General features: G+C 65.6%; 14 protein-coding genes. 8 read left to right on the forward strand and 6 right to left on the reverse strand.

Annotation, left to right across the window (positions count from 1 at the left end; translation table 11 throughout):
* A partial coding sequence (locus AX735_RS06390) for a TonB-dependent receptor (protein ID WP_156447435.1) occupies window positions 1-1,144 on the forward strand: 1,144 nt, incomplete at its 5' end.
* A gap of 101 nt (window positions 1,145-1,245) precedes the next feature.
* Here AX735_RS06390 and AX735_RS06395 read toward each other — a convergent pair.
* Window positions 1,246-1,785, reverse strand: a complete 540-nt coding sequence (locus AX735_RS06395) for a hypothetical protein (protein ID WP_066277405.1) — start codon at window positions 1,783-1,785, stop codon at window positions 1,246-1,248.
* 4 nt (window positions 1,786-1,789) lie between these two features.
* Window positions 1,790-2,398, reverse strand: a complete 609-nt coding sequence (locus tag AX735_RS06400; protein WP_066277409.1) for a thioredoxin family protein — start codon at window positions 2,396-2,398, stop codon at window positions 1,790-1,792.
* Window positions 2,399-2,491: 93 nt separating this feature from the next.
* Between AX735_RS06400 and AX735_RS06405 the strand changes: the two genes are divergently transcribed.
* Genes AX735_RS06405 through AX735_RS06415 form a run of 3 tightly spaced genes read left to right on the forward strand, consistent with a single transcriptional unit; the run spans window position 2,492 to window position 6,245 of the window.
* The gene (locus AX735_RS06405; RefSeq protein WP_066277414.1) at window positions 2,492-3,124 is read left to right on the forward strand and encodes a gluconate 2-dehydrogenase subunit 3 family protein; all 633 of its coding nucleotides are present in this window, start codon (window positions 2,492-2,494) and stop codon (window positions 3,122-3,124) included.
* Window positions 3,125-3,141: 17 nt separating this feature from the next.
* Entirely contained in the window at window positions 3,142-4,821 is a 1,680-nt protein-coding gene (locus AX735_RS06410) for a GMC family oxidoreductase (protein WP_066277417.1), read from the forward strand.
* A gap of 2 nt (window positions 4,822-4,823) precedes the next feature.
* Entirely contained in the window at window positions 4,824-6,245 is a 1,422-nt protein-coding gene (locus AX735_RS06415) for an MFS transporter (protein ID WP_066277420.1), read from the forward strand.
* Window positions 6,246-6,252: 7 nt separating this feature from the next.
* On the opposite strand, the gene AX735_RS06420 is transcribed toward AX735_RS06415, so the two are convergent.
* The 3 genes from AX735_RS06420 to AX735_RS06430 all read right to left on the reverse strand — a co-directional run bounded on the left by AX735_RS06420 (window position 6,253) and on the right by AX735_RS06430 (window position 8,401).
* Window positions 6,253-6,648, reverse strand: a complete 396-nt coding sequence (locus AX735_RS06420; protein WP_060979294.1) for a nuclear transport factor 2 family protein — start codon at window positions 6,646-6,648, stop codon at window positions 6,253-6,255.
* Window positions 6,645-7,775 (reverse strand): cobalamin-independent methionine synthase II family protein, encoded by a 1,131-nt coding sequence (locus AX735_RS06425; protein WP_060979295.1) that lies wholly within the window; start codon window positions 7,773-7,775, stop codon window positions 6,645-6,647. Before AX735_RS06425 ends, AX735_RS06420 begins: the two co-directional genes overlap by 4 nt.
* A 161-nt stretch (window positions 7,776-7,936) precedes the next feature.
* Window positions 7,937-8,401: a MarR family winged helix-turn-helix transcriptional regulator gene (locus tag AX735_RS06430; protein WP_208598008.1), complete on the reverse strand. Its 465-nt coding sequence runs from the start codon at window positions 8,399-8,401 to the stop codon at window positions 7,937-7,939.
* A 134-nt stretch (window positions 8,402-8,535) separates the two neighbouring features.
* Between AX735_RS06430 and AX735_RS06435 the strand changes: the two genes are divergently transcribed.
* The 3 genes from AX735_RS06435 to AX735_RS06445 are packed head-to-tail and all read left to right on the forward strand — an operon-like array spanning window position 8,536 to window position 12,959.
* Window positions 8,536-9,315 carry a cyclase family protein gene (locus tag AX735_RS06435; RefSeq protein WP_060979297.1) on the forward strand — a complete coding sequence of 260 codons (780 nt, stop codon included), beginning with the start codon at window positions 8,536-8,538 and terminating at the stop codon, window positions 9,313-9,315.
* 3 nt (window positions 9,316-9,318) lie between these two features.
* Window positions 9,319-11,451, forward strand: coding sequence for an indolepyruvate ferredoxin oxidoreductase subunit alpha (locus AX735_RS06440; protein ID WP_066277422.1), 2,133 nt, complete (start codon window positions 9,319-9,321; stop codon window positions 11,449-11,451).
* On the forward strand, window positions 11,451-12,959 hold the full coding sequence (locus AX735_RS06445; protein WP_066277424.1) for an indolepyruvate oxidoreductase subunit beta family protein: 1,509 nt from the start codon (window positions 11,451-11,453) through the stop codon (window positions 12,957-12,959). The genes AX735_RS06440 and AX735_RS06445 overlap by 1 nt, the downstream gene beginning before the upstream one ends.
* A gap of 21 nt (window positions 12,960-12,980) precedes the next feature.
* Here the strand turns inward: AX735_RS06445 and AX735_RS06450 are convergent, their stop codons facing one another.
* Window positions 12,981-14,126, reverse strand: a complete 1,146-nt coding sequence (locus AX735_RS06450; RefSeq protein ID WP_066277427.1) for a sensor histidine kinase — start codon at window positions 14,124-14,126, stop codon at window positions 12,981-12,983.
* 724 nt (window positions 14,127-14,850) lie between these two features.
* Between AX735_RS06450 and AX735_RS24910 the strand changes: the two genes are divergently transcribed.
* On the forward strand, window positions 14,851-23,816 hold an 8,966-nt coding region (locus AX735_RS24910), incomplete at its 3' end, for an autotransporter-associated beta strand repeat-containing protein (protein WP_066277430.1).

Consider the following 23,816-nt stretch of genomic DNA (forward strand, 5'->3'; position numbering starts at 1 on the left):
GTTCAACGGCCCGCCGTTCCTGCCTGCCTTCCTGACCGGCCCCAATGGCGCATTCATCAACTATTTCCGCCGCGACGTCAGCAGCCGCAGCTATTCGGCATTCGGCCAGGTCGATATCCCGATCACCGACGAACTGTCCGTGACCGCAGGCGCGCGCTATACCGACGACAGCCGCACTGGCATCTTCCCGTTCTATCCGGGTGGCCTGGGCAACCCCAGTTCGCCGCTGTTCAACACCGGCATCCGCCGCATCACCGCCGCGCCGCAGCGCACCGACATCCTGCGCGCCAAGGCAGACAAGCTGACCTGGCTTGTCGGCGTCAACTACAAGCCGGACAGCGATACGCTGGTCTATGCCAAGGTCTCGACCGGCTTCAAGGCGGGCGGTTTCGACACGATCGGTCAGTATGCGCCCGAAACCAACACCGCCTATGAGGCGGGCATCAAGCGCAGCTTCGGCCCCAGCACGATCAACTTCTCGGGCTTCTACTACGACTACAAGGACCTGCAGGCAGCGGTGCTGCTCGACAACACCATCGGTGGCCAGGTGTTCAACGCCGGTGGCGCGACCATCTGGGGTCTCGAACTCGATGCGTCGATCAAGGTGTTCGATTCTGGGCGCTTTACCGCGAGCATCAACTATCTGAGCTCGAAATATGACGACTTCCTGGCGTCCTATGCCGTGTTCTGCGCCTCGGAAACGCACCCGACGCTTGGCTGTCTGACCGGCCTTGGCGATCTCGACAGCGACATCACCTCGAACCCGGTGGTCCAGCCCAACCTGGCGGGCAATCGCACCCCGCTGGCGCCGAAATGGGTGGTCGCGGCAGGCTATGAACATGTGTTCGATCTGGGCAGTGCGGGCACGCTGACTCCCAGCGTCTTCACCCGCTTCAAGTCGGCCTATTTCATGGATGTGTTCAACTTCCGCGATTCGCGCCAGAGCGGCTTCTTCCAGACTGATGCCACCCTCGAATGGCGCGACGAGACCGGCAAGTTCGGCATCCAGCTGTTCGCCCGCAATCTCGAGGACAACCAGCCGCTGACCTATGCCGCGTTCACGGCCGCTGGCAATGACGACATCTACAACTGGCAGTTCAGCGCGCCGCGCACATATGGCGTGCGCATGCTGCTCGACTTCTGATCTGCACCAGGGGACCCGGGGGCGTATGTGGTCGCCCCCGGAAGGGTGCAGATGACGAGAGGGGGCGGGTCCGGTGAGGCGGGACCCGCCCCCTTTTGCATTCAGCCGGGCGCGGCGACGAAAGCGGCCCCTGCGCCATAGAAGCGCACCAGACCGTCGCGATCCTCGGGCGCGGATACCATCACGCACAGCTGCACGCCGAAGCGCAGCGGCAACGGCGCGGGCAGCACGAATTCGCTCAACTGCCGATTGTTCTCCGGGCAATAGGGGCGGAACTCCGGCGCAGGTTCGAACGGCACCGGCACGGAGGGCGGAACCGTGAGGCGCGGGACCAGCTCGATCCGGTCCATCCCGCCATGCTGCACCGTCGCCCAGTCGAGCAGGGCGCCATCGCCGGTTTCCCAGAGCAGGCTCAGCGAATGCAGTGCAACCCGATGGCCGCCCAGCTCGACCGGGGTCGGCAGCGGCCAGTGGAACCATACCGCCTTGCCCGCGCGGACGCGAAAGCTGGCAAAGAAGCCGCGATAGAAGCCGATGCCGTCAGACCAGTCCGTGCCATCGACCGGGCCGAGAAACTCGGGCCCGCGCTCCTGCGGCACCACGGCCGCGGCCGGCACCCAGTGTCGCGCGAGGATCGTCATCGCCTCAGCCCCAGGACGGGTTCTTGCCGGGCAGCCACTTGATCGAGCAGCCCGCGCTCGGCACCTGATGCTCGGGCGCAGGCCGGCCCGCCAGCAGCGCATCGACCGCCGCGCGCATGTCCTGCCCGGTGACCGGAACGTCGGTCCGCTGCGGCGGTGCGCCCGGCACCGGCGGGTGCGGCAATTTGGGTCGGCTCGCGCAGAACTGACCGGTATAGAACAGTGCGCGATCGGGTCCGTAGAGGAAGAAATCGGGGGTGCAGATGGCGTTATAGGCCAGAGCGACATCCTGGCTCTCGTCATGCAGATAGGGGAAGGGCAGATCGTGGTCCTTCGCGAAGCGCTGCATGTGCGGGTAATCGTCTTCGGGAAATTCCTCGGGCGAGTTCGACGAGATCGCCACCACCTGCAGCCCCCTGGATGCATATTCGCGCGCAAAATCGATCAGGCCGGGCAGCACGTGCAGCACCACCGGGCAATGGTTGCAGATAAAGGCGACGAGCAGCGCCGGGGCCTCGAACTCCTCCAGCGTGCGAATGCGCCCATCGGTATCGGGCAGCGCAAATGGCGCGGCTTGCTGGCCGTAATCCAGCTGGCGGGACCATCTCAGCATCGTCTCTCTCCTCTAGAAATAGAATTTGTATTCTGATACGTGATTTTCTAAAGTGGGACAAGACGCACAGGCGCACGGGAGAGGCGGGTTATCATGGATCAAGATCAGCCCAAGGGCTGGAGCCGCAGACGGTTTCTGGGCGGTGCGGCGATATTGGCGGCGGTGGTCGGCGTGCCGCTGGCAGCGATCCGGCTCGACCTGTTCAACACACAAGAAGCGCCGAGCGAACGCCAGCGCGACCTGATGCGCACCGTCAGCCAGATCGTGATCCCGAAGACCGATACGCCGGGCGCGGGCGATGTCGGCGCGGGCGATTTCGTTCTGCTCGGCCTCGCCCACGGGCTCGAAAAATCGCGTGCGCCGCTGGCCAAGGATGCGCCCGAAGCGCTGACCCGCCATGCGCGCAAGGACGGCTCGCTCGACCAGGCCGCCTGGCTCGAAACCGAGCTCGATGCGCGCGCCAAGGGCGATTTCCTCAAGGCCGCGCCCGATGCGCAGGCCAGGCTGCTCGCCGCGCTCGATGCCGAAGCCTATGCCGAAGGTGTCCGCGAACACCCGTGGCGCACGGTCAAGGCGCTGATCCTGATCGGTTACTATACCAGCGAGTCCGGCGGATCGCAGGAGCTGCAATTCAATCTGGTGCCCGGCACCTATGACCCCGACGTGCCTGTGACGCCGCAGACCCGCGCCTTTTCGAGCGACTGGACTGCGGTCGATTTCGGCTGAGCGGGGAGGGAAAGACCATGGATTTCGATGCAATCGTCGTGGGCTCCGGCATTACCGGGGGCCTTGCCGCCAAGGAGCTGACCGAGGCGGGCCTGAAGGTGCTGATGATCGAGCGCGGGCGCAATATCCGCCATCAGCAGGATTACACGACCGAGATGAAGACGCCTTGGGAGATGCCGTTCCGTGGGATCGGCGACCAGGAGTTGTACGCGCGCGAGCATGCGGTGCAGATGCTCAACCGGCATTTCACCGAATATACCCAGAACCATTTCGTCAACGACGCGCAGAACCCCTACACCAAGACTGAAGGCACCGATTTCAACTGGTTCCGCTCGTACCAGCTGGGCGGTCGCTCGCTGACCTGGGGGCGGCAGTCCTATCGCTGGTCGGATTATGATTTCGAGGCCAACAAGCGCGACGGACACGGCACCGACTGGCCGATCCGCTATGCCGATCTCGCGCCGTGGTACGACAAGGTCGAGGAATTCATCGGCGTGTCCGGGGCGAAGGAGGGGCTGAAGCAGCTTCCCGATGGCCGCTTCCAGCCGCCGATGGCGCTCAACCCGGTCGAACAGCATGTGCGCGAGGTGATGCAGGCCAACTGGCCCGAGCGCCGCCTGACCATCGGCCGCACCGCAAACCTGACCGAAGGCAAGGGCGAGCGCGGGCAGTGCCAGAACCGCTCGATCTGCGCGCGCGGCTGCTCCTATGGGGCCTATTTCTCGACCCAGTCGAGCACCTTGCCCGCTGCGATGGCGACCGGGCGGCTCACCGTCATCACCGATGCGGTGGTGGAAAAGCTCGATTACGATCCCGCGACCCGCCGGATCACCGGCGTGCGCTATCTCGACCGCAACACGAAGGAGCGCAAGACCGCGACCGCGCGGATGGTGTTCCTCAATGCCGGCGCGTTCAACTCCGTGCACGTTCTGCTCAATTCGGCCAGCGAGGCGATGCCCAATGGCCTTGCCAACAGCAGCGGCGTGCTGGGCACGCACATCATGGACCATGCCAACACCCTTTCGGCGATCGCGCTGATGCCGGGCTTCGAGGACCGCACCACCACCGGTAACCGTCCCACCGGCGTGGTCGTCGCGCGCTATCGCAACATGGACGCGATGGACGGCGAGGGGCACACGCGCGGCTATTCGTTCCAGGGCGGGGCGCTGCAGAGCACCTGGACCGCGGGCAAGCGCGATCCGGGCATCGGCGCAGAGCTCAAGCAGAAGCTGCAGAAGCCCGGGATGTGGCGGATGGTGCTGGTCGCCTTTGCCGATTGCGTGCCGCGCGCGAGCAACCGGCTGACGCTCGACCCCAAGGCGGTCGATGCCGATGGCATTCCGCAGCTCAACATTGCCTTTGCCTTCGGCAAGGAGGAGCGCGCTGCGCTCGCCCAAGCCAAGGCCGATGCAGGCGAAATGCTGACCAAAGCGGGGGGCAAGGTGATCATGGGCTTCGACCAGCCGGGCGCGGGCGGCACCGCGATCCACGAAATGGGCGGCGCGCGCATGGGCCATGATCCCGCGACATCGGTGCTCAACAAGTGGAGCCAGTCGCATGACATCGCGAACCTGTTTGTCACCGATGGCGCACAGATGAGCTCGTCGGCCTGCCAGAACCCCTCGCTGACCTATATGGCGCTGACCGCCCGCGCGGCGGATGCAGCCGCCTCGATGCTGCGCGAAGGCAAGATCTGACCGTGAACGAACCCGTTTCCCTGACGAAGCGCCAGCAGAACCTGGCGCTGGTGACGTTGATCGTCGCGGTGGTGCTGGAGATCGTCGACCTGACGATCGTCAATACCGCGCTGCCCGCGATCACCTCGGGCCTCGGTGCGTCTGCCGAGGCGATCCAATGGACCGTCGCTGGCTATGCGCTCAGCTTCGCGCTGCTGCTGATGGCGGGGGGCAGGCTGGGCGACAGCCTGGGTTACCGACGCGTCTTCCTCTGGGGCGTCGCCGGGTTCACGCTCGCCTCGGTCGCCTGCGGGCTCGCGCAGACGCCCGAGCAGCTGGTGCTGTCGCGGCTGGCGCAGGGCGCGTGCGGCGCGATCATGTCGCCCCAGGCGCTGGCGCTGATGCAGGTCCTGTTCACTCCGCTCGAGCGCGTGTCGAAACTGGCGCTGTTCGGGCTGGTCGGCGGGCTGGCCGCGATTGCCGGGCCGATCCTGGGCGGGCTGCTGATCCAGCTCGACCTGTTTGGCCTCGGCTGGCGGCTGATCTTCCTGATCAACCTTCCGATCGGGCTGTTCGCGCTGGCATCCGGCTGGTTCTTCCTTCCCGATCGCAAGTCCTCGCACCCCGCCGGTTTCGATCTGCTCGGCGTGCTGGTGTTCGGGATGGCCGTCTTCTGCCTGCTCTGGCCGCTGACGCGCGCGGAGAATGGCTGGGGCGTGGCAGAAATCGGCGCACTGCTGCTGGTGGCACCGCTGCTGTTCGTGGTGTGGCGGCATGTCTCGGCGCGGGTGCGGGCGCGGCAGCCTGCCCTGTTCGATCCCTCGCTGCTGTCGATCCTGCCCTTCCGGCTGGGCCTGGGCATTTCGGTCGCCTTTGCCGCCGCCAATGCGGGGTTCCTGCTGATCTTCGCCTTCGCGCTGCAGAGCGAGCGCGGCGAGAGCCCGCTAACCACCGGGCTGCTGCACATGCCCTATGGCCTGGGCGCGATGATCGGCATCGCGGTGCTGGGGCGCAACTTCCTGCCGCGCTATGGCAAATGGGTGCTGGTACTGGGCGGATTGACGCTGATGGTCGCGGGCGCAGGCGTGCTGCTGGGCATCGGCTGGCTGGGCCTGTCCAAGGCCGCGCTCGCGCCGCTGCTCATTGTCTCGGGCCTCGGCATGGGCTCGCTCTCGGGCAGCATCGCGCCGGTCTCGGTGGCGCAGGTCGATCGCGACCATGCGGGCGCGGCCAGCGGGATGATGAAGACCGCGCAGCAGGTCGGCGGGGCGCTGGGTATCGCGCTGGCGGGCAGCGTGTATTTCGTCTGGGGCCAGGGGGCGGGCGTGCCGCCCTCGACTGCGGCGATCGCGGTGATTGCCAGCCTGCTGGCGATCACCGTGGTGTTCGCGGCGAGGCTGCCGGGCAATCTCTTCGCGGCGAAACCTGCTTCCGCCGCGCACTGACGCGCCGTCAGGGCTGGAAGGTCAGCGACCCGCGCCGTTCGAGGAAGCGCCAGCCTTGTTCGGTGGCGATAAAACGGTCGTGGAACGACCCGACCAGCGGCGCGCTGCTGCCGGTGAACAGCAGGATCGCGCTCTCGCCGCGCGCATATTGCGCGTCCTCGACGTCGATCACCACATTGCTGCAGAAATGCCGCGTGGTCCGCGGCGAGCGCGCCTTGAACGCGGCGAGAATGGCCTCGTGTCCGCGGATTTCGATATCGGGCGCAGTGGGGCGCGTCATTAGCCCGTCGGGATGGTAGAGCGCGACTACGTCCTCCCAGCGATGCGCGTCATTGAGGTTGGCATAGAGCGCGATCAACCGCGCGCATTCCCATTCGATGGCCTGGCGTTCCGCAGGGCTCATAGCCGCGCCGCCGCGATATCCGCACCCTCGCGCAGTGCCTTGAGCTTCTTCGCCGTTACCAGCGGGTCGATCTTGCCATAGCCCGCGAACGTGCCGAACCCGCAATCGGTGCTGGCAATCACCCGGTCTGCGCCGACGATACCGGCAAAGCGCTCGATCCGTTGCGCGATCAGCTCGGGATGCTCGACATAGTTGGAGCAGGTGTCGATGACGCCGGGGGCGAGCAGCTTGTCATCGGCAATCGCGGCATCGCGCCACACCGTCCATTCATGCTCGTGCCGGGGGTTGGCGCCTTCGAACAGCACCGTGGCGGGCCTGGCCGAGAGCACGATATCGATCACCCGCTCGAGCGGAATGTCGTGGTCGTGCGGGCCTTCGTAATTGCCCCAGCAGATGTGCATCCGCATCCGCTCGGGCGGGATGTTGGCCGTCGCGGCGTTGAGCGCCTCGACATTGGCAGCGGCGACCTTGAGGAATTCCGCCTCGCTCAGGTCCTGATAGCCAGTATGACGCGACATCGCGAGATCGGGGCAGTCGAGCTGCAGGTCGAACCCGGCGGCGACGATGGTCTCGTACTCCTCGCGCATCGCATCGGCGAGATCGGCAAGATAGGCCTCGTGGCTGGGATAATGGCGGTTGACCTGGAACGCGGTGATCAGGCCGGGCGAGGCGGCATTCATGAAGCCGCGTGCGCCTTGCCCATAGGCGTCCATTGCGGCGCGGAAGCGGCGGATGTCATCGTGCAGGGGCTCGAGCGTCACCAGCTTGACCGGGCCGATGCACGAGGCGCGGACGAATTCCTGGCTGCCCATGATCGCCGACAGCTTTTTCGCCAGATCGGGCACTTCGGCGAGATCGGCGGCGGGCTTGCGGTCGATATGCCCGCCAAAGCCCGACAGCCGCTCGATCATATAGGTCGAATAGCCGACCTTGCCCATCTCGCCGTCGCTGACGATGTCGACGCCGCAATCGCGCTGGAAGGCGACCGAGCGGTTCACCGCATCGGACACGGCACGGTCGAATTCCGCCGCATTATAGGGCCTTCCCGCATCGCGTGCGAGCAGCAGCTCGGTCAGCTCCGGCCCGCGCGGCATCGACCCCACATGCGTTGTCGCGATAAAGGCCATGATGTCCTCCCCTGATCATTCGAGCCCCGCATCGGGAGCCAGTGCGGAGCGATGCTTGGCACAGCTTCGAGAGGCTTCCAAGCATTAATGGATCCAATAATCGGTGTGCATGCGTATGGGGGTGCCGCCTTTCGACCGCAGGGCGAAGCCGACCTGAGCCGTCAGCCGTCGCCGAGATTGTCGTAGAGCCGGTTCAGCAGCCCGATCAGCTGGCCGAAATCTTCGGCGGAAAGATCGCGGATCACCTTGTGATAGATCGGCGAGGTCGCCTTGCGGGCGAGCGCCAGCTTTTCCTCGCCCTCGGCTGTCAGCGACACTTCGGTCACCCGCGCATCGCGCGCGCTGGGTGCGGAATGGACAAGCCCCGCAGCCGCCATGCGCTGGACGATCCGGGTCATGGTGGAAAGCGGAATGACCGCCGCCTCGGCGATGCTGCGCACGCCGCGCGGCGTTTCCTCGCCCAGGATCATCAACACCCGCCAGCTCGGGATGTCGAGATCGATGTCGCGCAGGATAGCCTCGATGGCGGCATTGTAGCGGCTGGCCAGGCGGTTGATCAGGTAGAAGGGGTAGGACGTCACCTGAAAGGCCGGGGTCCCCGGATCGCCCAAGAGTCGTTTGTCCACCAGTCCATTCCTCTGTTTTGGCCTGCCTTAACGCTGCGGCAGAATGGGCACAACGTGCATTTGCAACATTTTAGTTGCATGTGCACGCAAGTCTGGCACATTCTTTCGGCCATTGCCTGTTCGGGGAGAGAATCATGCCGGGAACCACGCTTGCTCAATTTGCCGCCGCCATTGCCAGCGGGGCGATCGAGACGATCGATCTGACGCAGCCACTGTCGGAGGAAACCCCGGTGCTGGTGCTGCCGCCGCCCTTCGGCCAGACCGCCGCATTCAGCCGTGAGGAGATTTCCTGCTATGACGAGCGTGGCGTCGCCTGGCACTGGAACAACTTTACCACCGGCGAGCATACCGGCACGCATTTCGACGCGCCGGTGCATTGGGTGACCGGCAAGGACCTGGCCGACAACACCGTCGACACCATCCCGCCCCAGCGCTTTGTCGGCCCGGCGGTGGTGATCGATGCCTCGGCCCAGGCCGCCGCCGACAGCGATTTCGTGCTCACCGCCGATTTCATCCGCGCCTGGGAGGCGGTGCATGGCGAGATCCCCGCCGGGAGCTGGGTGCTGTTCCGCACCGACTGGTCGAAGCGCACCGGCGATGCCTATACCAACCGGGGCGAGGATGGCGCGCACACGCCCGGTCCCGATCCCGATGCGATGCGCTATCTGATCGAAGAGCGCCGCATCCTGGGCTTTGGTGTCGAGACCATCGGCACCGATGCCGGGCAGGCGCATCTGATGGATCCGGCCTATCCCGCGCACACGCTGCTGCACGGTGCGGGGCTCTATGGGCTGCAATGCCTCGAAAATCTCGACAAGCTGCCGCCGACCGGAGCCTTTATCGTCGCCGCCCCGCTCAAGATCGCGCGAGGATCGGGCAGCCCGTTGCGCGTGCTGGCCTTTGTCGAGCGCTGAGCCATGGCGGAGCGGTCGTTCAAGAAGGAGGTCGAGAAGCTTCGCCTTGGCGCGGGCGAGCATTTCGAAGGCGAGGGGATACTCGCCGTCACCAAGGCGCTGCTCCAGGCCGGAGTTGCCTATGTCGGCGGCTATCAGGGATCGCCGATCAGCCATCTGATGGACGTGTTCGCTGATGCCGATCCGCTGCTCAAGGAGCTGGGCGTCCATTTCGAATCGAGCGCCAACGAGGCTGCGGCGGGCGCGATGCTCGCGGCGTCGGTCAACTATCCGCTGCGCGGCGCGGTGGCGTGGAAATCGGTGGTCGGCACCAATGTCGCCTCGGACGCGCTGTCCAACCTTGCCTCGGGCGGGGTCACCGGCGGCGCGCTCATCATCATCGGCGAGGATTATGGCGAGGGTTCCTCGATCATGCAGGAGCGCACCCATGCCTTTGCGATGAAATCGCAGATGTGGCTGCTCGATCCGCGCCCCAATCTGGCGACCATGGTCGACATGGTCGAGAAAGGCTTCGAGCTGTCCGAAGCCTCGAACACCCCGGTGATGCTCGAGATGCGCGTGCGCAGCTGCCACATGACCGGCAGCTTCGTCGCCAAGGAGAACCGGCGCCCGGCGATGACCGTGGGCGATGCGGCCGAACGCCCCACGCGCGATCTTGACCGGATCGTGCTGCCGCCCGCAATCTTCCTGCACGAGATCGAGAAGGTGGAACGGCGCTGGCCCGCCGCACAGGCTTTCATCCGCGATAATCGGCTCAACGAGTGGTTCGGCCCCGAGCGCGACGAGATCGGCATCATCGTGCAGGGCGGTTTGTTCAACACGCTCAACCGCGCGCTCGAACTGGCCGGCCTGTCCGATACCTGGGGTGGCACGAAGCTGCCGGTCTATTGCCTCAACGCCGTCTATCCGCTGATCGTCGACGAGGTCACGCAATTCTGCGCTGGCAAGAAGGCCGTGCTGGTGCTCGAGGAAGGCCAGCCCGAATTCATCGAGCACGAGCTGAGCTCGATCCTGCGCCGCGCCGATCTCAACACGCGCATCGTCGGCAAGGAGGTGATGCCGCGCGCGGGCGAATATTCGGGTCAGGTGATCGGCGAGGGGCTGGCGCTTTTTCTGGAGCAGTGGGCGCCCGATCGCGCACCGACGCGCGCCCAGTCCATGCCTGCCGAGCCTGAGCTTGCCGCCAATGTTCCGGCGCGGCCCGCCGGCTTCTGCACCGGATGCCCCGAACGCCCGATCTTCTCGGCGATGAAGCTGGTTCAGCGCGAGCTGGGCCAGTTGCACGTTTCCGCCGATATCGGCTGCCACCTGTTCTCGATCCTGCCGCCCTTCCATATCGGCAACACCACCATGGGCTATGGTCTCGGCACCGCAGGGGCCTCGGCTTTCAAGCCCAATGGCAGCGGCAAGCGCGCTGTCGCCATCATGGGCGATGGTGGTTTCTGGCACAATGGCCTGACCTCGGGCATCGGCAATGCGGTGTTCAACCAGGACGATACCGTCACCATCGTCGTCGACAACGGCTATTCGGCCGCGACAGGCGGTCAGGACATCCTCTCCTCGCGCGCCGACAACGATATCCGCACGACCAAGCATCCGATCGAGAAGGCGGTGCGCGGCATGGGCGTGCGCTGGGCGCGGACGCTGACCCGCACCTATGACGTCGCCCGGATGCGCGACACGCTGCGCGAGGCGCTGACCACGCCGGAAAAGGGGCCCAAGGTCATCGTCGCCCAGTCCGAATGCATGCTCAACAAGCAGCGCCGCATCAAGCCGCAGCTCGCCAGGGCGGCGAGCGAGGGCAAGCGCGTGGTGCGCGAGCGATTCGGGGTCGATGCCGATACCTGTACCGGCGATCATGCCTGCATCCGGCTTTCGGGCTGCCCCTCGCTCAGCATCCGTCCCAATCCCGATCCGCTGCGCCAGCACCCGGTCACGCATATCGATAACAGCTGTGTCGGCTGCGGCAATTGCGGCGAGGTGGCGCATGCGGCCGTGCTCTGCCCCTCGTTCTGGAAGGCGACGGTGGTGACCAATCCGGGCTGGTGGGAGCGGAAGGCGGCCAAGCTGCGCGGCTGGATCATCGCGAAAATGCAGCGCCGTCACGAACGCGCGCTGGCAGCAAGGGCGTTCTGATGGACATTTTCAACCAGGGCCGCGACCGGATCACCATCGCCATTCTCGCGCTGGGGGGCGAGGGCGGCGGCGTGCTTGCCGAATGGGTGCAGGTGGTCGCGCGCGCCAACGGCTATGTCGCGCAGGGTACCTCGGTCCCCGGCGTGGCGCAGCGCACCGGCTCCACCGTCTATTATATCGAGCTGGTCCGCGTCGGATCGCCCGGCGACAACCGGCCCGACCCGGTGCTGGCGATGATGCCGGTGCCGGGCGATGTCGACATCGTCATCGCGTCCGAACTGATGGAGGCGGGGCGCGCCATCCTGCGCGGCTTTGTGAGCCAGGATCGCACGACGCTGATCGGATCGACCCACCGCGTCTATGCGATTTCGGAAAAGTCGGCGCTTGGCGACGGTACCGGTGCCAATGCCCGCATTCTCGATGCGGCAGAGCGGCGCGCGGCGCGGTTCATCGGCTTCGACATGGCGGCGGCGGCGCAGGGCGCGGGCAGCGTCATCAGCTCGGTCATGTTCGGCGCGCTCGCGGGAAGCGGCGCGCTGCCTTTCTCGCGCGAGGCATTCGAAGAGGCGGTGCGCCACGGCGGCAAGGCGGTTGCCGCCAATCTCAAGGGCTTTGCCTCGGGCTTCGAGGCGGCGGAAAAGGGTGTCGCAGCGTCGTCCGAGGTCCAGCAGGACCGGAAGCCCACCACCGCGGCGGGCCGCGCGCTGCACGAGCGCCTGTGCCGCACGCTGCCCGAACCGGCGCATGCGCTCGCCACCGAGGGCGTCGCGCGGCTGATGGACTATCAGGACGCGGCCTATGCCGAACTCTATCTCGACCGGGTCGAGCGGTTCGCTGCGCTGGACCCGGCGCTCGCGGCCCCCGCGGCACGCCACCTCGCGCTGTGGATGGCCTTCGAGGACCCGATCCGCGTCGCCGATCTCAAGATCCGCGCTGCGCGCAGCAGCCGCATTGCGCAGGAGGTGCGCGTCAGCGAGGGACAATTGCTGCGCGTCACCGAGTACATGCATCCGAGGTTACAGGAGGTGTGCGAAACGCTGCCGCGCGGTCTGGGCGCGCGCATCCTGAACAGCCCCGGCCTGCGTCGCCGACTGGAGCCGTTCTTCGCACGCGGACGCCATGTCGAGACGACCGGTCTGCGCTGGTTCCTCACCTTGCGCGGCCTCGCCGCAATGCGTCCGATGCGCCGGAAAAGCCTGCGCTATGCGGTGGAGCAGGCGCGGATCGAACGCTGGCTCGCGCTGGCCGAACGTGCCGCTGCGACCGATATCGCTGCCGGTGCCGAAATCCTGGCCTGCCAGGCGCTGGTCAAGGGCTATTCGGATACGTTCGAGCGCGGAATCGCCAATCTGGAAGCGGTGCTCGAGACGGCGGAGCGGCATCTGTTCGGGCGGCCCGACGCTGCAATGCAGATCGCCGCGCTGCGCGAGGCTGCGCTCAAGGATGAAGAGGGCAAGGCGCTGGGCTGCGCGATTGCCGAGGTTGCGCCCGCGCGCCTTGCATCCTGAGGCGCGCGGCGGGGATCCTGGCTATTCGATGCCGAAACTGGTGTCGATGATCCGCGCCGCAAGCGGGTCGCCGCTGCTATCGGTTTCCTCCGCGATCACCGCCTCGACCGGCGCGGACAGGCAATAGACCATCTCGCTGCCCGCGAGCTTGCGTTCCGCCGCTCCCCCGACCATGCGCGGCACGATCTGCAGCAGCAGCTTGGTGCCGAACCCCTCGGGATTGGGCGGCGCGTCGCTGACCGCCACCGGCAGGCCGCGCTCGTGCCAGACAAAGGTGAAGCGTCCGCCTTCGACATTCCAGCGCACGGCGACCTCGGCCTGATCCGAGGCGCCCAGCCCGTATTTCTGCGTGTTCGTCGCCAGTTCGTAGAGCGCCAGGCTCAGCTGCTGCGCCGCGACGGGATCGATCGACAGCGCCGGACCCGATATCGCGATGCGCGAGCCATAAGTGCTCTTGAGAACCTCCAGCCCAGTTTCGACCAGTTGCTCGAGCTCGGCCGATGACTTGTCGCTGCGCGCGATCGCACGGGTGGTATCGGCAAGCGCACGCACGCGCCCCAGAAACGCGTCGAGAAACTCCTGGGTCCGCTCGGTACCGCGCGCCGATTGCGTCGCCAGCGAATGCACCACCGCGAGCAGGTTGCCGCTGCGATGCACAGCCTCGCGCGCCTGCACCGCCAGCGCGGCGGTCGCCTTTTCGAGTTCGCGCGTCCGCTCCTGCACCTGCCGGTCGAGCGAGGCGAGCGTCGCCTTGTGCGCGGCGATCTCGTCACTCAGCGTCTGGTTCACTGCCGCCAGCGATGCGGGAGAGGGCAGGCGGATGATGTCCGGGATCAGCCGGAACAGCACCACCGCCGTGGTCATCGAGACGATGCCGGTGGCCAGCTTCACCCAGCCGGTCCACGGATAGATCGGAATCCACAGCGTGACGATGCCGAGCGCGTGGGTGAGTCCGCACAAAAGGATGAAAGACGCGAACAGCGCCACCAGCCCGCCATGCGGTACCTCGGTGCGCTGGCGCAGCACGCGCAGCAGCGCGATCGGGATGGCGGTATAGGACAGGAAGATCAGCAGGTCCGATCCCGCCCAGAGCAGCACCAGCCATGGCTCCCACAACAGGCACATGCCGTGCGGCATATAGCCACCATAATCCATGGTGTGATCCATCCGGCCCGCTCCTTGGTACGTCCATTCAGGCGATAGGCAGCCGCTCACTGCCCGCACCATCCTGTGATGCATAGGAGAACATTTGGCCACGGGACAGAAAATCCGGCGCCAGAAAATCCGGTGCACATTTTCGCTGTCAAGCAGGGCGATAGCCGACCCGTTCTGTGTGGCCTAGTCGGATCGAGATCAAATATAGTCGGTGTGCTATGTTGACGGTGCGACCGAATACATCTTCATTTTGAGGGCTTCTTCAAGTCCTCCTCAACGCTGGCTGTTCAAATAACAGACGAATGATGCAAAGCGGGCCCGGCAAGGTGTGTCACACCGCGAGATCGTCGGGACAAATCCGGCGCAATTGTAAAATCATGGACTAATGCCGCGCTTGGCGCAGCCAAAGCGCAAGACCAGCCTTTCATCATATTGCGATATACCGATATTTTGGTAACGATATCGTAACTCAGGTTAAGTTCGGCTCGCGCGACTCGGCGTGTCCGGTGTGTCGGGGGGCATCATGGCAAAACGCCTCTTGGCGCGCGAATATGAGCAAGTAGCTGATTTTCTTGCCGATCGTCATCCGGGCAAGACATCTTCCCTCCATAGTTCGCGTCACCATTCCGATCCTGCCACCCATCACGGACTCGCGGGGCCCTGACCGCTGAATTCCTTCGCTCGATGATGAAAACCGGGTCGCAACTGGTTACCAATCCGAACTTGGGGGGAATTTATGCAGTCGATCCGGAACCGCGGCGCAGACCGCGCGGAGCGTCGTGAGCGGGCTGTCCCGCAGCGGCTCGGGCTGTTCAGCACGACGGCACTGATCCCCGCGATCGCCGCGCTGGCGGGCGGCGCTCTGACGCTCGCCCCTGGGCAGGCGCAGGCACAGACTGTGGCGGCCTCCGGTGCGGTCACCAACGGCTTCGGCGAGAACTCGCTCTGCCTCGACGCTGCACTCGACCTTTGTCAAATCGATCTGGGCGAGGTCAACGACGCCCCGCCGCCGGTACTCGCCGATCTTGCCACGGGCTCGGCCGGCCGATCGCTGCTGATCGGTGGCGGCGACAATGGTTCGCAGTTCTTCACTGTCACTTCCGACGGTTATGAATTCAACAACGATTTCAACACCCAGAATCCGTTGGTTCTGAGCTTCCCGGTCACCATCGTCCGGGCGATTGGCAGTTCGTCTTTCCACCAGCAATCGATCAGTGAGACCGGCGGCTCACGCGTGTTGCGCAAGACCGGGTCGGAAACGCTTTTCCTTCTGGGCTTTGATAATACCTATTCCGGTGGGACCATCGTTTCCGAGGGCTTTCTCGGCTGGGACCGGGATCGCGCTTTCGGGATTGCCGGGACCGGCGTGACAATCGACAACGGCGCCGGCGTGAATTGGACTGGCAGCTTTGCTACCACGCGCGCGTTCACGCTCACCGGCGGCTTTGCGACTATGAGGGCTCAGAGCGGCGTGACGGGCACAGTGAACGGCACGATCTCGGGCCCGGGGGGCCTGACGGTCGGCGGTCCAGGCCTTGTCGCCCCCGGCACGATCGTGCTGGGGGGCAATAACACCTATCAAGGTGGCACTTCGATCGTCGGTGGTACGCTGATCGTAACCAACAACAACTCTCTGGGCACTTTGGCCAGCGGCACGACCGTTTCGGCCGGTGCCACCCTCGCGGTGCAGGGCGGGCTGACGGGGCTAAACGAAGGCATTGCCCTGAGCGGTACCGGGATGGGCGGCGCGGGCGCGCTGCGCAATCTGAGCGGCAACAACGTGCTGACCGGTGGTGTGACTGTAGCGGGCGCAGCGCTGATCACATCCGATGCCGGACTGCTCGATCTTGCAGGGCCCTTGCAGTCATCGGGGGCCTTCGGCCTGACTTTTGGCGGTGCCGGTTCGGTTTCGTTGCGGGGCCAGATCGTGGGCAGCATTTCCGGGCTGACCAAGACCGGCACCGGTACGCTGATCCTGGGCTCGGGCTTCAACCCCTCGGCCTATAACGCCGGCCTCGATCTGGCGCAGGGCACGGTTTCGGTGCGCACCAATCTGGGCGCTGGCTTCGGCACGATCCGCACCACCGGATCGGTCATCGATTATGCCCAGGACGTCAACATGGCGGCGCCGATCGAACTTAACAGCAATACCACCCAGTTGCAGGTGACGACCGGGACCGCCACCCAATCGGGCATCATTTCGGAAATCAATGGCGCGCGTCCGATCGAGAAGATCGGTGCTGGCACGCTGATCCTTACCAACACCAACATCTATGCCGGTGGAACGATCATCAACGGTGGGGCCTTGCAGATCGGCAATGGCGGCACGACCGGCACCCTGGGGTCGGGCACGGTCACGATCAACGGCGCGCAGCTGATATTCAACCGGTCAGACGACATCACGGTCGCCAATGACATCACCAGTTCGGGCACGCTGATCAAAAGGGGCGGCGGCACGGTCACTCTTACCGGCGCCAAGGGCTATTCGAACACCTTCGTGGAAGCGGGCACGCTCGCGCTGCGCGGCACCTCCCCCCTTTCCGGCGGCGGCGTGCTCCAGCTCACGGGCGGCACGCTGGACATGGGCGTGGATGGCGTGCTTTCGAATGCCACCCATTCCGGCGGAACGCTGGCCTTGAACGGCAGGACCCTGATCCTGACGACCGGCAACTACAACGCCTCGGGCGGTTCGCTGACCGGCGGCGGAACCATCCAGTTCGCAGGCAACAGCCGCGGCCTGCTCATCACCGGCGCGACCTCGATCGACGCCGGAACGACGATCTTGTCGAGCGGCTTCAACAACAGGGTCGATATCGGCAGTCTGGGGGCCGATTATACGCTGGCCGCAGCCATCACCGGATCGGGTGCGGCCAACAATCTGGGCAGCATGTCGGTCATCCTGGGCAATACAGGTTTCCGCACGACGCTGTCCGGCAACAGCAGCTATGCGGCGGGCACTTCGCTCAACAGTGGTACGCTGGTCGTGGCCAGCGATACGGCGCTCGGCACCGGCGCGCTGACCATGGCGGCCAATACCGTGCTGGAATCCGGCGGCACCGGCAACCGGACGCTCGCCAATGCGATCACGCTGAATGGCGCGGGGATCAGCATCGCCAATCCCAGCACCACCAACACCTTCACGCTCGGCGGCGTGATCGGGGGGTCGAACGGCTTTGCCAAGACCGGCGCGGGCACGCTGATCCTCACCGGAAACAACAGCCTGTCGGGCAATATCGCGTTGAATGCTGGAACGCTGCAGCTCGGGTCCGGCGCCTTGGCCGGCTCGCTGGGCAGCACAGGCGTCGTGATGGCGAACGGCACCAGCCTGGTGTTCGACAGCAGCGCTAGCCAGAATTTCAGCAATGCGATCTCGGGCGCGGGTTCGCTCAGCAAGCGCGGCAGCGGCACCCTCACGCTCAGCGGCAACAACAGCTTCAGCGGAGCGGTGTCGCTCGACGGCGGTGCACTGCAGCTGACCGGCGGATCGTCGATCGGGGACACGGCCGCGCTGAGCATGGCCACGAGCACCCTTCTCGGCGTTGGCAGCAGCGAGACGATCGGGTCCCTGGCGGGCAATGGCACGGTTTTTCTGCAGGCCAGCTCGGTTCTGACCACGGGGGGCAACAACAATTCGACCACGTTCGCCGGCAGCCTGACCGGGCTCGGCGGACTGACCAAGACGGGGTCCGGCACCTTCACCCTTACCGGCACCAGCAACTTTGTGGGCACCACCACGATCAGCGGCGGCACGCTGCAGATCGGCAACGCCACGACCACCGGCACGATCATTGGCGGGCCGATCGTCAACAATGCCAGCCTGGTGTTCAATCGGTCCGACAATATCGACAGCAGCGTCGCTATCAGCGGTACGGGTTCGCTCACAAAGCAGGGTCTGGGCACGCTGACGCTGCTCAGCACCAACAGCTATGCAGGCGGCACCACGATTTCGGCAGGTATCCTGCAGCTGGGATCGGGTTCGACCACGGGATCGCTTGGCACGGGCGGGGTAACGATCAGCACCAACGGGACGCTGCGGTCGAACAGCAGTGCCAGCCAGACGATTGCAGGCGCGCTGGCGGGCAGTGGCTCACTGGTGCAGCAAGGCACGGGAACCACGATCCTCGGCGCTGCAGCCAATGGCTATTCTGGTACCGCCCAGATCTTCGCGGGCACGCTGCAGCTTGGCAACCTCACCGCGCTCGGCACGGGCGCAGTGGAGTTGCGCGGTGGTTCGTTGCACCTCGCGAACGCGGGCGTCTATACCAACAATATCAACGCCTTCACGGCGGACGGCAATGTCCTATCAACCCTCGCGGGCAGCCAGGTCACCCTGACGGGCCAGTTCGGCGGGGCGGGAACGCTGCGGCTGGCACCGGGCACAGGCAGCACGCTCGACATTGCCGCGGCGACGGGCACCGCAGGTGCTTCCACGCGCATCATCGTGCAGAGCGGCACGGTGCGCTCGCAAAGCGGCATCCTGGGCCAGATACTCGGCCTGGACGCTACGCAGACGCAAGTCGATGCCGGTGCGACCCTCAATTTCAACACCCGCCTGTCGACGATCAGCAACCTTTCGGGCGCGGGCACGATCCTCAATGACGGCAGCACGACCACGCTGCGCAACGGCACATTTTCCGGCGCTTTCGGCGGAACGCAGTCACTTGCGACGACGGGCAATATCAGCCTTTCGGGCAGCAGCAGCTATACCGGCACCACCACCGTGCAGTCTGGCACGCTGACGATTGGCAGCGATTCTGCGCTGGGCGACGGCGGGGTCGGTACTACCACCGTCAACAGCGGCGCGACCCTGCAGTTCAGCGGAACGCCGCTGAACATCGGCGAGGCGCTGACCATCAGCGGCACCGGCAACGGTGGCATCGGCGCGATCCGCGTCGCCCCGGCTGGCGTTTCGGGCAACGAATCCACGGTTCTCACCGGCGGAGTCACCCTCGCTGCTGACTCGACGATCTCGGTCGCCGATCGTATCGCTTTGACCATCACTTTGAGCGGCATCGCCTTGGGCGGATCCACGCTGACCTTCGCGAACGAAGGAACCGGCAATTCCTCCATCTTTGTGAACAGGGCGATCACGGGCACTGGTGGCGTGACCAAGACCGGCGCTGGTGTGCTCACTCTCAACGGTGTCAACACTTTCGCCGGTCCTCTGACGATCAACGGCGGAACCGTGGCCCTGAACAACGAATTGGCGCTGGCCGATACGGTTGCGGTGACAGTCGGCAGCGGCTCGATCCTGGATGTTCTCGCTACCGAAACCATCGGATCACTGACGGGCAGCGGCCGGGTGATCTTGCGCAACACCGCCACTTTGACGGTAGGTGGCAACAACACGTCGACCACCTATGCAGGGACAGGGGCAGACGGTATCGTCGGCACTGGCAACCTGGCCAAGATCGGCACGGGCACCTTAACCCTGACCGGTTCCAGCAGCTTTGGCGGCACAACCACGATCAGCGGCGGCACGCTTGCGCTGCAGGGCGGGGCGGCGCTGTCCGATACCGGGCAGGTCTTTGTCGATGCCCTGGGCACCTTGCGGGTCGAGGCGGGCGAGACCATCGGCGGCATTGGCGGCCCGGGCAGCATCGTGCTGGCGACCAGCGGCCCGCTGGTCGTCAACGCGCAGCAGAACCTGACTTTCGGCGGGGTCATCTCGCAATCAGGTGTGGGCGTCATCGGCAGCTTCACCAATCGCGGCCCGGCGACGCAGACGATCACGGCGGCGCAGACCTTTACCGGGCAGACCTCGGTCGAAGCCGGCCAGTTGGCGCTGACCGGCTCCGGCGCGCTGGCGTCCACCTCGATCAGCACCAGCACAGGGGCCAGGCTCACCACCGATGGCGGCGCGCTGGCTTCTAACGCGGTGATCAGCCATGCGGGCATCCTGACGCTGAGCGGATCGGAAACGATCGGCTCTATCTCGGGCACGGGCGCGATCAGCCTTTTCAATGCAACGCTCTCCACCGGCAACGCCAGCGATGCGACATTGTCCGGCATCATCAGCGGCACCAACGGCGCGCTGATCAAGACCGGTACCGGCACGCTGACGCTGTCTGGCGCGAACACCTATAACGGCGGAACCACGATTTCCGCCGGTACGCTGGTGTTGAACCAGGTTGCGGGTGGCACCATCGGTGCGGCGGGCACCAGCCAGATCACTATCGCGTCGGGCGGCAATCTGCTGTCCAATGTTACCGGCACGCTGGCCAACCGGTTCTTCATCTCGTCCTCCACCGATGCCAGCATCGGCGCGGCATCGGGCACGACGCTGACCCTGACCGGCGACCAGTTCGTGACGGCTCCCCCCTTCACGCTGACCTTCGGCTCGTCCTCGGCTACGGGGACGATCGATCTTGCCATGCCGTCGGGCGTGACGATCGGCGCAGGCATGCGCGCAAATATCGCCGGGGGAACGGTGCGGACCAGCAACGCCTTCGGTGCGAGCGTCCTCAGCCTCGCAAGCGGAGGCACCACAATCGGTAACGGCGCGACCTCGGCCACGCTCGATGTCAACGGTGTCAGCTTCAATCTCGTCAACCTTGGCGGCAATGCATCGGGCACGCTGACCAATCTCGGGTCGCAAGCCGCCACCACGACGATCAACAGCACGTCCGCATCGACCTTCGCCGGGACGATCACCAACGGTACCTCTGCCCTCAACCTCACCAAGTTCGGCAATGCCACGCTGACCCTGACGGGCAGTAACAGCTATAGCGGCATCACCAACATCCTGCGCGGCACGCTGCAGATCGGGGACGGCGGCACGACGGGCAGCCTGGGCACGGGCAATGTTACGCTCGATGCACTCGGCAACCTGACGTTCAATCGCTCGAACGACCTCATTGCCAGCAATGCCATTTCCGGCGCAGGCACACTGACCAAGCTGGGTACGGGCACGCTGTCGCTGACCGGCGCGAACCTGCTGAGCGGCGCTGTGAGTGTGACGGCGGGTACGCTGCAGATCGGCAATGGCGGCACCACCGGATCGATCGGTACCGGCGCTGTCACCAACAACGCGACGCTGGCGATCAACCTGGCCAGCGACATCACGCTGGCACAACTCATCACCGGAACCGGTGCTCTGCGCAAGCTGGGCAGCGGGGTGGCTACGGTCACCACCAACCTCTCGCTGGGATCGGCGACGGTCGAGGCGGGTACGCTGGCGCTGTCCGGTTCCAACACCTTCACCAATGGCATCACGGTGGCAGGCGGCACGCTTCGCCTGCTCAGTGCCAATGCGGCAGGCGGTGCAACCGGTGTCATTCGCACCACCGGATCGGTGGTCGATTATGCCGACGGCATCGACATGGCGACGCCGATCACGCTCGCCTCGAACACCACGCAGCTGCAGGTCCTCACCGGATCGGCTACGCAATCGGGCGTGATCTCCGAACAGGATGGCGCGCGGCCGCTCGAGAAGATCGGCGCGGGCACGCTGACGCTGTCGGGCGCGAACACTTATTCTGGCGGCACCACGATCAGCGCGGGTCGCCTCAATGTTGCGTCCGATGGCAATCTGGGCGCTACCGCCGGCGGAATCACGCTGGGCAGCGCGACACTCGGCACCACCGCAACCTTCGGCTCGGCGCGCGGCGTCACGCTGACCGGCGCTGCGACACTGGATGTCGCAAGCGCGACGGCGCTGACCCTGACGGGCGCAGTTTCCGGTACGGGCAGCCTGACCAAGACCGGCCTGGGGCAACTGTTCATCAGCGGCAACAATAACTATTCCGGTACGACGACCGTGAGCGGCGGCGTGCTTGTCGTCGGGACCGGCGGCACGACGGGCTCGGTCGGTACCGGAAATCTGATCAACGGTGCGACGGTGCGCTTCAACCGCTCCAACGACTTCACCGTGGCCAACGCCATCTCGGGTGCAGGCAATCTGGTGAAGGAGGGCAGCGGCACGCTCACACTGGCCGGCGCGAACAACTTCACCGGCGGGCTCTTCATCAGCGCGGGGAATCTGGTTCTGGCCAGCGCCACGGGCGGCGCGATCAACGCCGCCGGGACCGGCGGTATCATCATGTCGGGCAACACCACGTTGCAAGCCAGCGTCTCCGGCTCTCTAAGCAACAATGTCACATTCGGCAATGGCAGTGCCACGGTGGCTGCGGCCACCGGAACGACGCTGCGGCTGGCGTCGAACGCGCTGTCCTTCGAGGCAGGCGCCGGTTCACCGCTCAATTTCGGCACGGCCAGCGCGACGGGGACGATCGAGCTGGCACCGGTCACGGTGTCCGTGGGCGCGCAGGTCAACCCGATCAATATCAACGGCGGCACGCTGCGGCTTGCCAGTACCGGCGCTTACACGCTGCTGAACGGCGCCAATGGCGTGTTCCTGAATGGCGCGACGCTGGGCGCGGATGTGGCGGGCACGCTCACCAAGGTGCTGACCATTGGCACGACCGGCGGCACCATCGACGTCGCGGCGGCATCGCTCACCCTGCAGGGGGCCAATGCCTATAACGGTGTGCTGACCAAGACGGGCACGGGCGAATTGCGTCTGACGGGCGCGGCCACGGGCAGCAGTGCGGTGCAGCTCAACGCGGGCAGCCTGGCGCTACTGGCCAGCAATGCGGGCTGGGGCACCGGCACACTGCAGATGGCGACGGGCACCACCTTGCGGCTGGGCCTGCCCAGCCCTGCGACCCTGGCGAACAACATCGTGCTGGGCGAGGGGGCAGGGGCGACGATCATCGCTTCGTCGGCCACCTTCTCAGGCGCGCTGTCGGGCGGCGCGCTGACCATCGCGTCGGGCCTCGGTGCGGACGGCCCCAGCGTCGTGCGCCTCACCGGCACCAACATTTATGGTGCAACGACCATCGGCGCGGGCAATACGCTGCTGATCGGCACGGTCGGCAACAACGGCACGCTGGGCACCGGCAATGTCACCGTCAATACCGGTGCGACGCTGCGCTTCGAGGGCAACAACAACACGGTCGGCAATGTGATTTCCGGTGCCGGCCGGCTAGTGCGCGACGGACTGGGCACGACCACGCTGACCGCCGCGAACAGCTATGCCGGCGGTACGGTGATTTCCGGCGGCGGTATAGAGATCGGCAATGTAGGCGCGCTGGGCACCGGCGGGCTCACCCTGTCCGGCACCTCCAGCCTGACGACCTCGGCGGGTGTCTCGGCGACGGTTACCGGAGTGACGATCGGCAATTTCGCCAATTCCAGCATTTCTGCGGCCTCCGGGCAGACGCTGTCGCTGGGCGGCACGCTGGACTTCAGCAATTTTGCCAATTCGCTGGTCTTCGGCACGCTGAGCAAGACCGGCACCGTCCAGATCGGATTTGCCCCGGCAACCGGCCCGGCGACAAACGCATCCGTGCGGATCGATGCCGGAACCCTGCGCCTGGGCTCGGCATCGGATGCTTTCCTGCTGCGTTTGGGCGGCGGCATGACCATCGGGTCGACCGGCGGAGTGTTCTTGGGCCTTATCGGTACGCTTGATCTCAACGGGTTTGCCGGCGGCGGCGTCAACCTCAACGGTCTGGGCGCGATTACCAACTCCTCGGCAACGCTCGCGCAGTTCGAGGCCCTACAGAATGCGGCCTCGACCTTTGCCGGCACCATCGGCGGTGGCACGGGCGCGATCTCGTTGGTCAAGAGCGGCACCGGCGCGCTGACGCTGACCGGCGCGAACAGCTATACCGGCACCACCAGCATCACCGGCGGCAG

Origin of the sequence: Blastomonas sp. CCH1-A6 (genome assembly GCF_001556365.1) — a bacterium.
Classification (GTDB): Bacteria; Pseudomonadota; Alphaproteobacteria; order Sphingomonadales; family Sphingomonadaceae; genus Blastomonas; species Blastomonas ursincola.

Excerpts from the sequence above, each read along its gene's own strand:
- AX735_RS06410 (WP_066277417.1), top strand. The coding sequence starts at position 3,142 with ATGGATTTCGATGCAATCGTCGTGGGCTCCGGCATTACCGGGGGCCTT.
- AX735_RS06445 (WP_066277424.1), top strand. The coding sequence starts at position 11,451 with ATGGACATTTTCAACCAGGGCCGCGACCGGATCACCATCGCCATTCTC.
- AX735_RS06420 (WP_060979294.1), bottom strand. The coding sequence starts at position 6,648 with ATGAGCCCTGCGGAACGCCAGGCCATCGAATGGGAATGCGCGCGGTTG.
- AX735_RS06395 (WP_066277405.1), bottom strand. The coding sequence starts at position 1,785 with ATGACGATCCTCGCGCGACACTGGGTGCCGGCCGCGGCCGTGGTGCCG.
- AX735_RS06450 (WP_066277427.1), bottom strand. The coding sequence starts at position 14,126 with ATGGATCACACCATGGATTATGGTGGCTATATGCCGCACGGCATGTGC.
- AX735_RS06400 (WP_066277409.1), bottom strand. The coding sequence starts at position 2,398 with ATGCTGAGATGGTCCCGCCAGCTGGATTACGGCCAGCAAGCCGCGCCA.
- AX735_RS06425 (WP_060979295.1), bottom strand. The coding sequence starts at position 7,775 with ATGGCCTTTATCGCGACAACGCATGTGGGGTCGATGCCGCGCGGGCCG.
- AX735_RS06435 (WP_060979297.1), top strand. The coding sequence starts at position 8,536 with ATGCCGGGAACCACGCTTGCTCAATTTGCCGCCGCCATTGCCAGCGGG.
- AX735_RS06405 (WP_066277414.1), top strand. The coding sequence starts at position 2,492 with ATGGATCAAGATCAGCCCAAGGGCTGGAGCCGCAGACGGTTTCTGGGC.
- AX735_RS06440 (WP_066277422.1), top strand. The coding sequence starts at position 9,319 with ATGGCGGAGCGGTCGTTCAAGAAGGAGGTCGAGAAGCTTCGCCTTGGC.